Annotated in this window: 12 protein-coding genes and 1 pseudogene; 12 read left to right on the forward strand and 1 reads right to left on the reverse strand. The window is 70.8% G+C overall.

The genetic code is table 11. The features are described 5' to 3' along the window. The first annotated feature begins 106 nt into the window (after positions 1–106). The 9 genes and pseudogenes from ABZ267_RS11540 (at position 107) to ABZ267_RS11580 (ending at position 8,293) form a co-directional block, all read left to right on the forward strand. The gene (locus ABZ267_RS11540; protein WP_356753373.1) at positions 107–988 is read left to right on the forward strand and encodes a siderophore-interacting protein; all 882 of its coding nucleotides are present in this window, start codon (positions 107–109) and stop codon (positions 986–988) included. Positions 989–1,145: 157 nt separating this feature from the next. Next, the gene (locus tag ABZ267_RS11545) at positions 1,146–1,364 is read left to right on the forward strand and encodes an MbtH family protein (protein ID WP_356753375.1); all 219 of its coding nucleotides are present in this window, start codon (positions 1,146–1,148) and stop codon (positions 1,362–1,364) included. Between the two features lie 328 nt (positions 1,365–1,692). Further along, entirely contained in the window at positions 1,693–2,535 is an 843-nt protein-coding gene (locus ABZ267_RS11550; protein ID WP_356753376.1) for an alpha/beta hydrolase, read from the forward strand. Continuing rightward, complete coding sequence (locus tag ABZ267_RS11555) at positions 2,532–2,714, forward strand: hypothetical protein (RefSeq protein ID WP_356753378.1); 183 nt, start codon at positions 2,532–2,534, stop codon at positions 2,712–2,714. Before ABZ267_RS11550 ends, ABZ267_RS11555 begins: the two co-directional genes overlap by 4 nt. 46 nt (positions 2,715–2,760) lie before the next feature. Next, positions 2,761–3,294, forward strand: a pseudogene (locus ABZ267_RS11560) (FABP family protein); the annotation flags it as partial. Between the two features lie 108 nt (positions 3,295–3,402). After that, positions 3,403–3,828, forward strand: coding sequence for a DUF4190 domain-containing protein (locus tag ABZ267_RS11565; protein WP_356753441.1), 426 nt, complete (start codon positions 3,403–3,405; stop codon positions 3,826–3,828). Between the two features lie 358 nt (positions 3,829–4,186). Then, positions 4,187–5,341 carry an AI-2E family transporter gene (locus ABZ267_RS11570; RefSeq protein ID WP_356753380.1) on the forward strand — a complete coding sequence of 385 codons (1,155 nt, stop codon included), beginning with the start codon at positions 4,187–4,189 and terminating at the stop codon, positions 5,339–5,341. Between the two features lie 328 nt (positions 5,342–5,669). Beyond that, positions 5,670–6,584: a diiron oxygenase gene (locus ABZ267_RS11575; protein WP_356753382.1), complete on the forward strand. Its 915-nt coding sequence runs from the start codon at positions 5,670–5,672 to the stop codon at positions 6,582–6,584. Positions 6,585–6,640: 56 nt separating this feature from the next. Further along, on the forward strand, positions 6,641–8,293 hold the full coding sequence (locus ABZ267_RS11580; protein ID WP_356753383.1) for an FAD-dependent oxidoreductase: 1,653 nt from the start codon (positions 6,641–6,643) through the stop codon (positions 8,291–8,293). A 232-nt stretch (positions 8,294–8,525) separates the two neighbouring features. Here the strand turns inward: ABZ267_RS11580 and ABZ267_RS11585 are convergent, their stop codons facing one another. Next, on the reverse strand, positions 8,526–8,969 hold the full coding sequence (locus ABZ267_RS11585; protein ID WP_356753385.1) for an SRPBCC family protein: 444 nt from the start codon (positions 8,967–8,969) through the stop codon (positions 8,526–8,528). A gap of 139 nt (positions 8,970–9,108) precedes the next feature. On the opposite strand from ABZ267_RS11585, the gene ABZ267_RS11590 reads away from it, so the two are divergent. The 3 genes from ABZ267_RS11590 to ABZ267_RS11600 all read left to right on the forward strand — a co-directional run bounded on the left by ABZ267_RS11590 (position 9,109) and on the right by ABZ267_RS11600 (position 13,275). Then, on the forward strand, positions 9,109–9,264 hold the full coding sequence (locus tag ABZ267_RS11590; protein ID WP_015613097.1) for a DUF6131 family protein: 156 nt from the start codon (positions 9,109–9,111) through the stop codon (positions 9,262–9,264). Between the two features lie 151 nt (positions 9,265–9,415). Then, complete coding sequence (locus ABZ267_RS11595) at positions 9,416–10,873, forward strand: WGR domain-containing protein (protein ID WP_356753387.1); 1,458 nt, start codon at positions 9,416–9,418, stop codon at positions 10,871–10,873. Between the two features lie 278 nt (positions 10,874–11,151). Beyond that, positions 11,152–13,275 (forward strand): glycoside hydrolase family 6 protein, encoded by a 2,124-nt coding sequence (locus ABZ267_RS11600; RefSeq protein WP_356753389.1) that lies wholly within the window; start codon positions 11,152–11,154, stop codon positions 13,273–13,275. Positions 13,276–13,477: the final 202 nt, after the last annotated feature.

The following is a 13,477-nucleotide window of genomic DNA, read 5'->3' on the forward strand; positions in this document are numbered from 1 at the left end:
CGGACCCAGGCGTTGCCGTGCACCCGAGGTGGTATCGAACAACCCTTCATGGAAGGTTAGGCTGGCCTAAGTCGATCCGGAAACTTCGTACGAAGGGGCCATGCCCATGACGATCCACCGAGCCGTCGTCGCCCGAGTCCAGCCGCTCACCGCGACGATGACCCGCGTCACGCTCCATGGCGAAGGGCTCACCGCCTTCGAGTCGACCGGCGTCGGCGACGAGTACATACGCCTCTTCTTCCCGCACGGCCCCGACCGCTCGGACATCTCCCTGCCGATCACCACGGAGAAGGGCTGGGAGACGCCGGAGGGCCGGCCCGTCGCCCCGATGCGTACGTACACCGTGCGGGCCGTCCGCCCGGAGAGCCGGGAGATCGACGTCGACTTCGTGCTGCACGACCACGGCGTCGCCTCGACCTGGGTTGCCGACGCGCAGCCCGGGGACGTGCTCGGCGTGAACGACCCGACCGGCCTCTACAGCCCGCCGGACGACCTCGCCTGGCAGGTGCTGATCGCCGACCAGACCGGCCTGCCCGCCGTGGCGCGCCTCCTGGAGAACACCCCGGCCGAGGTCGCCACCCGGGTCATCGTCGAACTGCCCGGCCCCGAGGCCGTCCAGCCGCTGCCCGGCACCAAGGTCACCTGGACCTACGGCGGCAACGGCCACGAGGCCAGCCGGCTGGCCGAGCTGGTGAGCGCCGCGATCCCGGCCGGCACGGACATGACCGGCGGTTACGTCTGGGTCGCGGGCGAGACCAACGCGCTGCGTACCGTACGCCGTTACCTCCGCAAGGAGCTGGGGCTGCCCGCCACCCGGTTCAAGGTCGTCGGCTACTGGATCCCGAACGCCGACAGCTGGAACGAGCGGTACGAGGCCCTGCCCGAGGTCGTCCGCGCCGAGCTCGTGGCCCTCTGGGACGACCCGGTCGTCGAGGAGGAGGACCTCACCATCCGGTACGAGTCGCGCCTCAGCGACCTGGGCCTGTGACGGCCGCGTCGGCGCGGGCTGAGCCGGTCGCGCTGCCCGTGCCGGGACCTTGAGGAGTCAATGCAGAGCAAGGTGGGTAGAGTCGCCACCGTCGCGGTAAAGGCAGCCTTGCCTCAGGCCAAGTCCCGAGGTCAGGGCCTGAGTTCACGGAGGATCGATGACCAACCCGTTCGAGGATGAGAACGGCACCTACCTGGTGCTCGTCAACGACGAGGGACAGCACTCCCTGTGGCCCTCCTTCGTCGAGGTGCCCGCCGGCTGGACCGTCGTTCACCCGGAGGACACCCGCCAGGCCTGCCTCGACCACGTGGAGCGGAACTGGACCGACCTGCGGCCCAGGAGCCTCGTGGAGAGCACGACGGCCGACACGCCCTGAGGGTCTCCTGAGCGGCTTGTCCCGCCACATCTTCTTGAGCATCTCCTCGTAACTCGTCGGCACGAAGCCCGCCACCTTCCCGAGCAGTCCCGCGCGGATCTTCAGACTGACATCGCGCGCCACGGTGACCTGCGGCTTGCCGAGAAAGAACGTGCCGGTCGGGCCGCCGCTCAGCGGAGCCCAGGTCTGGTCCCGATCTGCTTGCGGTAGGCCGTCCGCACCTCGGGCAGCACAGGAGGCGGTCGGAAGTAAGGTATTCCGAACCTATCGTCTCCGGGTGAACTCCCGTTCGCCGACCGCCTCAAGAGCAGCGAGGTCCGATCCGGCCATGCCTTCCGTACCGCTCAACGGCATCAACCTCGTCTACGACGACACCGGCGGCGACGGAGAGTCCGTCGTGCTCGTCAACGGCACCGCGGCGAGCCGCACCACCTGGCGCGCCCACCAGACCTCCGCCCTCGTCGACGCGGGCTACCGGGTGATCGCGCCGGACAACCGGGGCCTCCCGCCGAACGTGTCACCGCCCGGTGGCATCACGCTGGAGGCCATGGCCGCCGATGTGGCCGCCCTGATCGACCACCTCTCCCTAGGCCCCTGCCGGATCGTCGGCTTCTCCATGGGCGCCGCCGTGGTCGGCGAACTCCTCCTGGCCCGCCCCGAACTCGCCTCCAGGGCCGTACTGATGGCCGGACGGGCGCGCCCCGACACCTTCGGTTCCGCGCTCAACGAGGCCCGCCGCGACCTGTACGACAGCGGGACCGGCGTTCCCGCCTCGCACCGCGCCGTCTTCTCGGCCCTGTGCTACCTCTCGCCGCACACGCTGCGCGATCCGCGGGCGGTGCGCGACTGGCTCGACATCTTCACGTACGCACCGGGTGAGAGCGGACCTGGCGTCCGCGCCCAGTACGACGTCATGGGCGACACCGACCGGCTGCCCCGGTTCGCCGCGATCCGCGTCCCGCTCCTCTGCATCGGCTTCGCCGACGACGTCATGATCCCGGCGACGGCCTCCCGGGAGATCGCCGAAGCCGTTCCGGGCGCCCGCTACACCGAGATGGCGCGCGCCGGCCACTTCGGCCATCTGGAACGTCCGGCGGAGGTCAACGCCGCGCTGCTCGACTTCTTCGCGGAGCCGCCGGGACGCTTCGGCGGCGGACGAGGCGCCGTATGAACGCCGGGACCGCGATCGCACCCACCACCAGGGACGAGCTGCGGCTCCTGGCCGGATGCCTCCGGGACCGACCCGCACGCGCGGCCTTGGTCGAATTGCTCCTCGACCTGGTGCCCGCCGCACTCCTGGACCCGGCCGTCCTCGTGCTCGACGAGTCTCCCAGGGCGTGTCCCGCCTAGGCTGCTGTCCGGCACCACCACCGGAAGCGACTCCAGGAGCACGCCCATGTCCGACCCCGCCCCGCTCCACCCGTTCGCCGACGCCTTCCGACCGCACGGGACACCGGCACCGCACGCACTCCTCGCGCCGGTGCTCGGACTCCTGGGCACCTGGGGAGGCCAGGGGCGGGGCGGATATCCGACGCTGGACGACGAGTTCGCCTATGCGCAGGAGGTCACCTTCAGCCATGACGGACGGCCCTTCCTCCACTACACGTCGCGCGCCTGGCTGCTCGGCCCGGACGGGCGGCCCTTGCGGCCCTCGGCCCGCGAGAGCGGCTGGTGGCGGCTCCAGCCGGAAGGACGGGTGGAGGCGCTGATCACCCAGCCCACCGGTGTCGCGGAGATCGCCGTCGGCCGGGCCGGCGACGGCACCGTCGACCTCGCCACCCATGAAGTGGCCCTCGCTCCCACCGCCAAGCAGGTCGACGCCACTCGCCGCCGGTACACGCTCACCGGCGCGGACACGCTCACCTTCGTCCACGATCTCGCGGCGGTCGGACAGCCGCTTCAGCACCACTTGGCGGCCGAGTTCCGAAGGCGCGCCGAAGAGCAGCGCCGAGCTTTGCCGGACGAAGATCGGATTTGCATATCGAAGGTCTTCCGGGGCATATGGACAGGACAACTTTTGGTAAGGAGTTCGTATCCGATGTCCATGCCCAGTTACCCTCAGCAGCCGAACGCGGACCAAGGGCAGTACGGTGCCCAGTACGGCGCTCCGGAACCCGCGAGGAGCAACGGCTTCGCGGTCACCGCTCTTGTCCTCGGTCTGCTCGCCTGCCTCTTCTTCTGGACGATCGTCGGCGGACTCCTTCTCGGCCTGCTCGCCCTGGTGTTCGGCATCCTCGGGACACTCCGCGCCCGGCAGGGGCGGGCGCCGCGCAAGGGCATGGCGATCGCCGGTACCGTCCTCGGCGCACTCGGGCTGATCGGCTCGGTCATCGTCCTCATCTTCGCGGTGTCCGTCGCCGGCTCCGATTCCTTCAAGAACCTGGAGGACTGCATGCAGAGCGCCAACAGCCAGGCCGAAGAGGACCGCTGCGCGGAGGACTTCGGCGAGGGCCTGTTCAAGTAGACCCCGAACGGCGGGACGGCGGTTTGCGACCGCGCCCCGAGTTTGTGACGGTAGGGGCGGGGAGCGGTCTTCCTCGCCGCCGGACCCGATGGTCCGGCGGATCATGTGTGCCCAACCGAGCAGAGGGAAGAGGAGGGTTCGATGTCCTCGAAGCGACGTCGTAAGAAGAAGGCCCGCCGCAAGAACGGCGCCAACCACGGCAAGCGCCCGCAGAGCTGAGGCCGGTCCGGGGGTCCGAGGGGCAGCACCGTACGGTGCTGCCCCTCGGACCTGTTCCGGGCGGCTGACCTGCGGGCCTGGCCGGCCTGGCGTCCCCGCGCATGCGGGAGAGCGGCCGATCCACTCGTAAGGTGACCCCATGTCTGCCACGTTGAGCTCCGAAAAGACCGCGACCGCGCTCCGCAGATCGGCACGCGTCTCGGTCGAACTGCTGCTGGTCCTGTTGATGGCCGCCGTCGCCCTGTGGCTTCTGGGCCGGACGTGGTCGGTGGTGTGGCCCCTCATAGTGGGTCTGCTCCTCACCACTCTGACCTGGCCGTTCGCCCGCTTCCTGCGCAATCGCGGCTGGCGGCCCGCACCTGCCGCGGCGCTGGTGACCGTGCTGTTCCTGCTCGTCGGCAGCGGCGTCATCGCGCTCATCGCGGTGCCGGTGGCCTCGCAGTCCGGCGAGCTCGCCGACGGCGTCGTCGAAGGCATCGGGAGGCTGCGCGACTGGGCCGCAGGGCCGCCGCTGAACATCAGCGACGCCCAGATCACGGGAGCCTTCGACGCCGCTGTCGACCGCATCGAGAACAGCGCGGGCAGCGTCGTCAACACCGCGGTCACCGGGGTGAGCACCGTTTTCAGCGGCCTGGTCACCGCGATTCTGGCTCTCTTCCTGATGTTCTTCTTCCTCAAGGACGGCCCGCGCTTCCTGCCGTGGCTCGCCCGCCAGCTGCCGGGCCGCCTCGCCACCGACGTCCCGGCCGTCGCCGGGCGCTGCTGGGACACGCTCGGCTCGTTCGTGCGGTCCCAGGCCTTCGTGGGCCTGCTCGACGCCGTCTTCATCGGCATCGGCCTGTGGATCCTGGACGTGCCGCTGGTCCTGCCGCTGGCGGTGCTGACGTTCGTCTCCGCGTTCGTGCCGATCGTCGGCGCGGTCTTCGCCGGTTTCGTCGCGGTGCTCATCGCGCTGGTCTCCAACGGCCTGACCGACGCGCTGATCGTGCTGGCGATCATCATTGCGGTGCAGCAGCTGGAGGGCAACGTCTTCCAGCCCATGATCCAGAGCCGTGGACTCGGCCTGCACGCCGCGGTGGTCCTGCTGGCGGTGACGCTCGGCGGCAGCCTGGCCGGCGTCGTGGGCAGCCTGCTCGCGGTCCCGGCGGCCGCGCTGATCGCCGTGATCTGGAACTACGTGCGCGAGCAGCTCAGCGGCCCGGGGGAGGGGCCGGAGCAGCAGGACCGGGCTCCGGAACCCGAGCCGGCACCCGGCCCGGAAGGGCCCGACGCCGACGCCCCTGTCCCGGCGTGACCGCGTAACTGCTCTTCTCGTACCGGCCCTTGGCCCCTCCGTACCGTCCGGACCCTGCCGGCCCGCCTCAGCTCCACCGAGGCGGGCCGGTTCTCCGTTGTCCGCCAACGCCTCGGTGGACGCCGGATCGTGGAGAGCTCGTACAGATTCGCCGCACGGGTCTAGGCCCGCGCTCCCCTCTTGCTATACCTTGCGTCTAATAAGCTTGCTAGACGCCGCGTCTAACAAGCGGGGCGGCGCTCGGCGGCCATCGATCTCATCGGGCGGAAAGCGATGGGAGGCGAGGCGGGCGGCGCCGGGCCGATCTCTCGAGTCAAGGAGCCGCACCATGTCCAGCAGCACCGTTCGGCCGGAGGACCAGGACCGGCTCGCCGAGCAGGACGTCGCCCGACGCCTGCTCGACTCGTCCGCCAAACTCAGTTACGACCCGGCCACCCAGGTCGACTGGGAGACCCCGCTCGACCCGGACCACCACGGCGCGAGCCCCGAGTGGTCCACGCTCTACGGCACCGCGTACTGGGCCGAGCTGACCGACGCCCAGCGCAAGGCGCTCACCCGCCAGGAAGCGGCCTCCGTCGCCAGCACCGGCATCTGGTTCGAGATGATCCTCCAGCAGATGGTGCTCCGCGACATGTACGCCAAGGACCCGACCGACCCCCGGTTCCAGTGGGCCCTCACCGAGGTCGCCGACGAGTGCCGCCACTCGATCATGTTCGCGCGAGGCGCGGCGAAGCTCGGCGCACCCGCCTACCGGCCGCGCCGGCCCGTGGTGGAGCTGGGCCGCGCCTTCAAGACCCTGGCGTTCGGCGAGGCGGCCTACGCGGCGATACTCGTGGCCGAGGAAGTCCTCGACGTGATGCAGCGCGACTGGATGCGGGACGAGCGGGTCGCGCCCTTCGTCCGCACCATCAACAACATCCACGTCGTCGAGGAGTCGCGGCACATGAAGTTCGCCCGCGACGAGACCCGCAAGCGGCTGCGGAACGCGGGTGCGGTACGGCGTCAGCTCAACGCGATCGTGGTGGCCATCGCCTCTTACTACATCGTCACCAGCATGGTGAACCGGGACGTCTACGCCAACGCCGGGCTCGACTCCTCGCGGGCTCGCGCCGAGGCCAAGGTGAACGAGCACCACAAGTCGCTGATGCGGTCCAGCTGTTCGGGACTGATGGAGTTCCTGGCCTCGGCCCGGCTGCTGACGAAGCCGGCGCTCTTCTTCTACAAGCGCGCCTCGTTGATCTGATCCCGGCCGCAGGGCCTCGGCCGATCCGCTCCCTCACCACGACCCGAGACGACGAGATGACCTACGCCATCACCCAGACCTGCTGCTCCGACGCCACCTGCGTCGCCGTCTGCCCCGTGAACTGCATCCATCCGACCCCCGAGGAGCAGGCGTTCGGGTCCACGGAGATGCTCTACGTCGACCCGGCGACCTGCATCGACTGCGGAGCCTGCGCGGATGCCTGCCCGGTCGACGCGATCTTCCCGGTGGACAGCCTCTTCGGCGCGCAGAAGGAGTACGCCGCCATCAACGCGGCCTACTTCACGGACAAGGAGCCCGAACCCGCCATTGACGGGCCGAACTTCCACGCCTGGGGCGAGCCCACCTTCGAGCGCAGCCTGCCCGCCGACTTCGCGCCGATCCGGGTGGCGGTCGTCGGCACCGGGCCGGCCGGCATGTACGCCGCCGAGGACCTGCTCCTGCACACCAACGCGGAGGTGACCCTGGTCGACCGGCTGCCGGTGGCCGGCGGCCTGGTCCGCTACGGCGTGGCGCCCGACCACCCGGCGACGAAGAAGGTCGGCGAGACCTTCGCCCGGTTCCACGCGCACCCGCGCGTACGGATGCACCTGGGCGTCGAGGTCGGCAAGGACATCACGGCCCAGGAGCTGGCCGCCCACCATGACGCGGTGATCTACGCGGTCGGCGCCTCCACCGACCGCCGCCTCTCCATCCCGGGCGAGGACCTGCCCGGCAGCGCGTCGGCCACCTCGTTCGTCTCCTGGTACAACGCCCACCCGGAGGTGGCGCCGGAATCCGTACACCTGAGCGCGGACCGCGTGGTCGTCGTCGGCAACGGCAACGTGGCCCTCGACGTGGCGCGCATCCTCGTCACGGACCCGGAGGCGCTGGCCGCCACCGACATCGCCGACCACGCGCTCGCGGCGCTGCGCGGATCGAAGGTCCGTGAGGTGGTCCTGCTCGGGCGGCGCGGACCCGAGGACGCCGCGTGCACCGCCTCCGAGCTGCTGGCTCTCAAGCATCTGCCGGGCGTCGACCTGGTCGTCGACGACCACGACGCCCGGATCGGCGCAGTGATCGACGGAGCGGCGCCGGGTGGCAAGGCGGCTCTGCTGCGGGACGTGGAGCGCCGGGCGGTGGACTGGTCGCGGCCGCCGGAGCCGGGCCGGCGCATCGTCTTCCGCTTCCACTCCGCTCCGATGGCGGCGCTCGGAGAGGATGCGGTCACCGCCGTCCGCGTGACGGCGGGCCCGGGAGAGCAGGACATCCCGGCGGGACTCCTGCTGAGGGCGGTCGGCTACCGCGGCGTGGCCGTGCCGGGACTGCCCTTCGACGAGGCGTCCGGGACCGTACCGCACGAAGGCGGCCGGGTGAGCGGTATGGCCGGGACGTACGTCGTCGGCTGGATCAAGCGCGGCCCTTCGGGCGGCATCGGCGCCAACCGCACCTGTGCGGCGGAGACCGTCGGCACGCTCCTTGCCGATGCCGTGGCCGGCTCGCTGCCTTCACCGGCCCATCCGGCCACGGCCTTCCGCCGCCTCGCCCGCAGCCGTGGCCGGGACGTCGTGGACGCCCGTGGCCTGGCCGCCATCGACCGGGCGGAGACGGCGCGGGGCCGCGAGCACGGCCGCCCGCGCGTCAAGCTCGGCACGGTCCCCGCGCTGGTCGCGGCGGCGAAGGGGCGCCGCCGCTGGAAGACGCGCACCTGACCGGCCTCCGGACAGAGCCGAGGCCCCACCGGTGAACCGGTGGGGCCTCGGCGATTCGTGCAGGCAGGAGGGGAGCGCCTGCATGAACTCGGGTCGGAGGGTCTCGTACCCGCTCAGCGCCGGATTGCACCTGGAATTGTGCGTGGGGTGCGGCACAGGGGTGCGGCACAGGGGTCCGGCACAGAGGTCCGGCACAGGGGTCCGGCGCCCGGTGGCGGCGCCGCGACGGCGGTCAGCGGCCTTCGGGACTCCCGCCGGACGCCGTCAGCTCCGCCAGCTTCTGGAATTCACCGAGGTCGTAGTTGGCGAGTGCCGAATCGAGATTGGTGAGAGCGCCCACGTGTTCCACGAATCCCTGGGGGTCGTATTCGATCTGGAGCGCGACCCGGCTGGAGTGGTCGTCGAGCCGGTGGAACGTGACCACTCCGGCGTGGTGGACGCCTTCGGTGGTCTTCCAGGCGATGCGGTCCTCCGTCACGACCTCCGTCAGCTCCGCGACGAACCCCTTCTCCGCGCCGGGCAGCGACAGCTGCCAGGCGAAACGCCGCTCGTCCAGCGGGTCGACCCGCTGCACATGGCTCAGGAATTTCGGCCATTGGGTGACATCGCTCCACAGCGCCCAGGTGACGGCGACCGGAGCCTTGATGTCGACGGTCTCGACGATGGAGGAGGACATGCGCGACCACCTTGCTTTCCCTCGGATGCGGCTTGTCGCTGTCTGTTACCCGCATCCTGCGGGTCCACGCGAAGCCGACCGACGGAAAACCTTTATGAGGCGCATACTCGAAGGTAGTCGGCATTGTTTGGAGGGCTCCATGATTGTCCTCGGTGTCATTCTGCTGGTGATCGGCCTGATCGCCGGAATTTCCATCCTCTGGACCATCGGCATCATTCTCGTGGCCATCGGTCTGGTGCTCTGGGTCCTGGGCGCGACGGGCCGCGCGGTGGGCGGAAGGCGTCACTACTGGTAGCCCGCCGGGGAGGAGCTCGAACCACCGCATGACCGTCGCCGCCGCTCTGTCACGGAGGGCGGCGGCGACGCGTTGTCAGTGGCGCCTCCTACGGTGTGAGCAGTGAGACCCGCCGGAACGGCCGCGGGTCCGCCCTGGGGAGGGGTCTGCCATGTCTGCCGCGTCCACCGTGCCGACGACGACGTATCTGGAGCTGTCACAGGAGGGCGCCGGCGCGCACAAGTTCTACGAGGTGACCGTCGACGGCCTGGTGGTGACGGTGCGCTACGGGCGGATCGGCGCGGGCGGCCAGACCCAGACGTCGACGTTCTCCACGGTCGCCAAAGCGCGGACCGCCGCGGCGAAGAAGGTCGGGGAGAAGGTCCGCAAGGGTTATGCGCCGGCCGTCCAGGGGCAGCGCGCGCCGCGGGCCGTGACCCGCCGCCAGGTGACCTCGGCCCCCTCCACCGCGCGCGCCGTGGCCCCGGTGCTCTGGCGCTTCCGTACGGGCTCCTCGGCGTTCGGCGTCCACGTCGACGACGAGCAGTGCTGGGTCGGCAACCAGGCCGGTGATGTCTACACGCTGGACCACGACGGCGGCGTCCTGGCCCGCTTCAGCCTCCCGGACGGCGTGAAGTGCCTGGTCGCGGACGACTTCTGGATCTACGCGGGCTGCGACGACGGCCGGGTCTACGACCTCTCCTCCAAGCTGCCGTTCGCGGCGTACGACATCGCGGCCGACGTCGACATCTTCTGGCTCGACATCCACGAGGGCCTGCTGAACGTCTCCGACCGCGACGGCCGGCTGACCGTCATCGACCACGAGGACGAGCACCAGTGGGCCCGCCGCAGCCAGGGCGAGCACGCCTGGATGGTCCGCGCCGACGACCGCGCCGTCTACCACGGCCACCACCGCGGCGTCACCGCCTACGCTCCGGACGGCGGCGGCGAGTTGTGGCACACGGCCACCCGTGGCGGTGTGCTCTTCGGCTGGCAGGAGGACGACGCGGTCTACGCCGGGACGGCGCACCGGGCGGTCCAGCGGCTGGCGAAGGCGACCGGCGCGATCGAGGCCACGTACGCCTGCGACAGCGCGGTCTACTCGTGCGCCACCTCGCCCGGCGGGCGGTTCGTCTTCGCGGGCGACGCCTCGTCCTCCGTGTACTGCTTCGACCAGGACGGCACGCGCCTGTGGAAGCTCGGTACGGGCGGTGGTTCGGCGCTGTCCATGCAGTACCGCGAGGGGCGGCTGTATCTGGTGACGACCGACGGTTCGCTGGTCTGCGTGGACGCGAGCGAGGCCGCCATCTCCGCCGCCCAGCAAGGCTCGGTGCCGGCACCCCGTGATGTGAAGCTGGCCGCCGCGCTGCCGACGTACGCGCCCGCCACGGCCGCCGCAGCGGTCACCACCGTGACCCACGCGCCCGCCGGGTCGGTCGTCGTGGAATGCGTCCAGGACGCCGGCGGCCGCCTCCGGGTCCATGTGGTGTCCGGCGGCTACGACACCTCCTGGAACGTCCAGTTCCCGCGTGCGATACGGCAGCCCGGCGCGCGGTACGTCGTGGACGCCCTGCACCCGGCCGCCGGCGGCTTCTACCGGGTCCGGGGTGACATCCGACGGCTCCGGTGAGCGAGGCCGGGCGGTGGGCCGAGCGGCCCGGCCCACCGCCCGGTTTCCCGAAGGCCGATGCGGAATATGGGAGCGCTTCCATCTGGTCAACGTACTCCAGATGCAAGGTGATTGAGTCGGACGCCTTGACATGTACCGGCGGTCACGCCACTTTGGGAGCGCTCCCACAGAACGTTTCCGTACCACCTTGCACGCCTCACCTCCTGAGCACGAGGTACCCCCGAGCCCGTCCGCCGTGTCAGGCCGTGGCGGACGTACGAGAGGAGCACGGAGCCGCAATGAGAACCCGAGGCACCACCACCCCGCACGCACCACGCAGACGAGCGCTCGCCGCACTGTCCGCGCTGGTCATGGGCGCATCCCTGGCGATCGCCTTACCGGGCCAGGCGTCGGCCGCCGCGCGCGTCGACAACCCGTACGTCGGCGCCACCGCGTACGTGAACCCCGACTGGTCCGCCAAGGCCGCCGCCGAACCGGGCGGCGGTGTCATCGCGGACGAGCCGTCGTTCGTCTGGATGGACCGCATCGCCGCGATCGGCGGCACGCCCGGCGCGCGCGGCCTGCGCGCCCACCTCGACACAGCCGTCAGCCAGGGCGCCGAACTCTTCCAGGTCGTCATCTACAACCTGCCCGGCCGGGACTGCGCCGCGCTGGCCTCCAACGGCGAGCTCGGCCCCACCGAGCTCGGCCGCTACAAGAGCGACTACATCGACCCGATCGCCGCCATCCTCGGCGATCCCGCCTACGCGAGCCTGCGCATCGTCACCCTCATCGAACCCGACTCGCTGCCCAACCTGGTCACCAACGCGGGCGGCTCGGCGGGCTCGACGCCGGAGTGCGCCACGATGAAGGCGAACGGCAACTACGAGAAGGGCATCGGGTACGCCCTCCACACGCTCGGCGCTCTTCCCAACGTCTACAACTACGTCGACGCGGCCCACCACGGCTGGCTCGGCTGGGACTCCAACTTCGTGCCCGCCGCCGAGCAGTTCAAGAAGGCCGCCACGGTCGAAGGCGCCTCCGTCTCCGACGTGCACGGCTTCATCGTGAACACGGCCAACTACTCGGCCCTCAAGGAACCGCACTTCAAGGTCACGGACTCGGTGAACGGCACCACCGTGCGCCAGTCCTCCTGGGTCGACTGGAACTACTACGTGGACGAGCTCTCGTTCGCCCAGGCGCTCCGCACCGAGCTGGTCCGCCAAGGCTTCGCCTCCGACATCGGCATGCTCATCGACACCGCCCGCAACGGCTGGGGCGGCCCGAACCGGCCCTCCGGTCCCGGCCCGCTGACCAGCGTGAACGCCTACGTCGACGGCAGCCGCACCGACCGTCGTATCCACGCCGGAAACTGGTGCAACCAGAGCGGCGCGGGCGTCGGCGAACGCCCCACGACCGCCCCGGAGCCCGGGATCGACGCCTACGTCTGGGCCAAGCCGCCGGGCGAGTCCGACGGCAGCAGCCGGCCCGTCGACAACGACGAGGGCAAGGGCTTCGACCGGATGTGCGACCCCACGTACACCGGCAACGGCCGCAACGGCTTCAACCTCACCGGGGCCCTGCCCAACTCCCCGGTCGCCGGCCACTGGTTCTCCGGCCAGTTCCAGGAGCTCCTCCGCAACGCCAACCCGCCGCTCGACGGCGGCAACGGCGGCGAGCAGGACACCGAGCCCCCGACCGCACCCACGGTCCTGCGGACGACGGCGAAGTCCAGCACCAGCGTCACCCTGGCCTGGACGGCGTCCACGGACAACCGGGCGGTCACCGGGTACGACGTGCTCCGCGGCGGCGCGGTCGTGGGCTCCACCGCCTCGACGGCCTTCACCGACACCGGCCTGAGCGCGTCGACCGCCTACAGCTACACGGTCCGGGCCAAGGACGCGGCGGGCAACGTATCGGCCGCGTCGACGGCTCTGCCGGTCACCACCGAGGCGGGCGGAGGTACCGGCACCGGCGCCCTCAAGGTCCAGTACCGCAACACCGATTCCTCCGCGACAGACAACCAGATCCGGATGTCCCTCCAGCTGGTCAACACCGGCACGACCGCTGTGGACCTGTCCACGGTGACCGCCCGCTACTGGTTCACTCCTGACGCCGGAGCGAGCACCTTCGCCACCTCCTGCGACTGGGCGGTCCTGGGCTGCGGCACCGTGACACACGGCGTACGTACGGCAAGCGCACCGGCCGCCGGCGCCAGCCACTACCTGGAAGCCGGCTTCGGCAGCGGCACCCTGGCGGCGGGCGCCTCGACCGGAGAGATCCAGCTGCGGATCAACAAGAGCGACTGGTCGTCCTTCCAGGAGGCCGACGACTACAGCCGCGCCACCAACACCGCCTTCGCCGACGCTCCGAGGATCGGCGTCTACGTAGGCTCCGCCCTCACCTGGGGCACCGCTCCCTGACCGGCAACCGCGAGCAACTGCCCCTCTCCCGCCGCACGGTGGGGGAGGGGCAACCGGTTCTGTTCACGCGACCGCAAAGCCGTGCGCCTGTCCCGACCGGCGGAGCGCGCCTACCGTGGACGGGTGACCCTTCCCGTGCTCCACCGCCGCCTGCACGTGGCCCTGGCGCGCACGTGCGCGTCCCTCTGTTGACGAACCCGCC

It is taken from the genome of Streptomyces sp. NPDC006174 (assembly GCF_040614075.1).
GTDB lineage: Bacteria > Actinomycetota > Actinomycetes > Streptomycetales > Streptomycetaceae > Streptomyces.

Excerpts from the sequence above, each read along its gene's own strand:
- ABZ267_RS11600 (WP_356753389.1), top strand. The coding sequence starts at position 11,152 with ATGAGAACCCGAGGCACCACCACCCCGCACGCACCACGCAGACGAGCG.
- ABZ267_RS11550 (WP_356753376.1), top strand. The coding sequence starts at position 1,693 with ATGCCTTCCGTACCGCTCAACGGCATCAACCTCGTCTACGACGACACC.
- ABZ267_RS11590 (WP_015613097.1), top strand. The coding sequence starts at position 9,109 with ATGATTGTCCTCGGTGTCATTCTGCTGGTGATCGGCCTGATCGCCGGA.
- ABZ267_RS11565 (WP_356753441.1), top strand. The coding sequence starts at position 3,403 with ATGTCCATGCCCAGTTACCCTCAGCAGCCGAACGCGGACCAAGGGCAG.
- ABZ267_RS11580 (WP_356753383.1), top strand. The coding sequence starts at position 6,641 with ATGACCTACGCCATCACCCAGACCTGCTGCTCCGACGCCACCTGCGTC.
- ABZ267_RS11545 (WP_356753375.1), top strand. The coding sequence starts at position 1,146 with ATGACCAACCCGTTCGAGGATGAGAACGGCACCTACCTGGTGCTCGTC.
- ABZ267_RS11570 (WP_356753380.1), top strand. The coding sequence starts at position 4,187 with ATGTCTGCCACGTTGAGCTCCGAAAAGACCGCGACCGCGCTCCGCAGA.
- ABZ267_RS11555 (WP_356753378.1), top strand. The coding sequence starts at position 2,532 with ATGAACGCCGGGACCGCGATCGCACCCACCACCAGGGACGAGCTGCGG.
- ABZ267_RS11575 (WP_356753382.1), top strand. The coding sequence starts at position 5,670 with ATGTCCAGCAGCACCGTTCGGCCGGAGGACCAGGACCGGCTCGCCGAG.
- ABZ267_RS11595 (WP_356753387.1), top strand. The coding sequence starts at position 9,416 with ATGTCTGCCGCGTCCACCGTGCCGACGACGACGTATCTGGAGCTGTCA.
- ABZ267_RS11540 (WP_356753373.1), top strand. The coding sequence starts at position 107 with ATGACGATCCACCGAGCCGTCGTCGCCCGAGTCCAGCCGCTCACCGCG.
- ABZ267_RS11585 (WP_356753385.1), bottom strand. The coding sequence starts at position 8,969 with ATGTCCTCCTCCATCGTCGAGACCGTCGACATCAAGGCTCCGGTCGCC.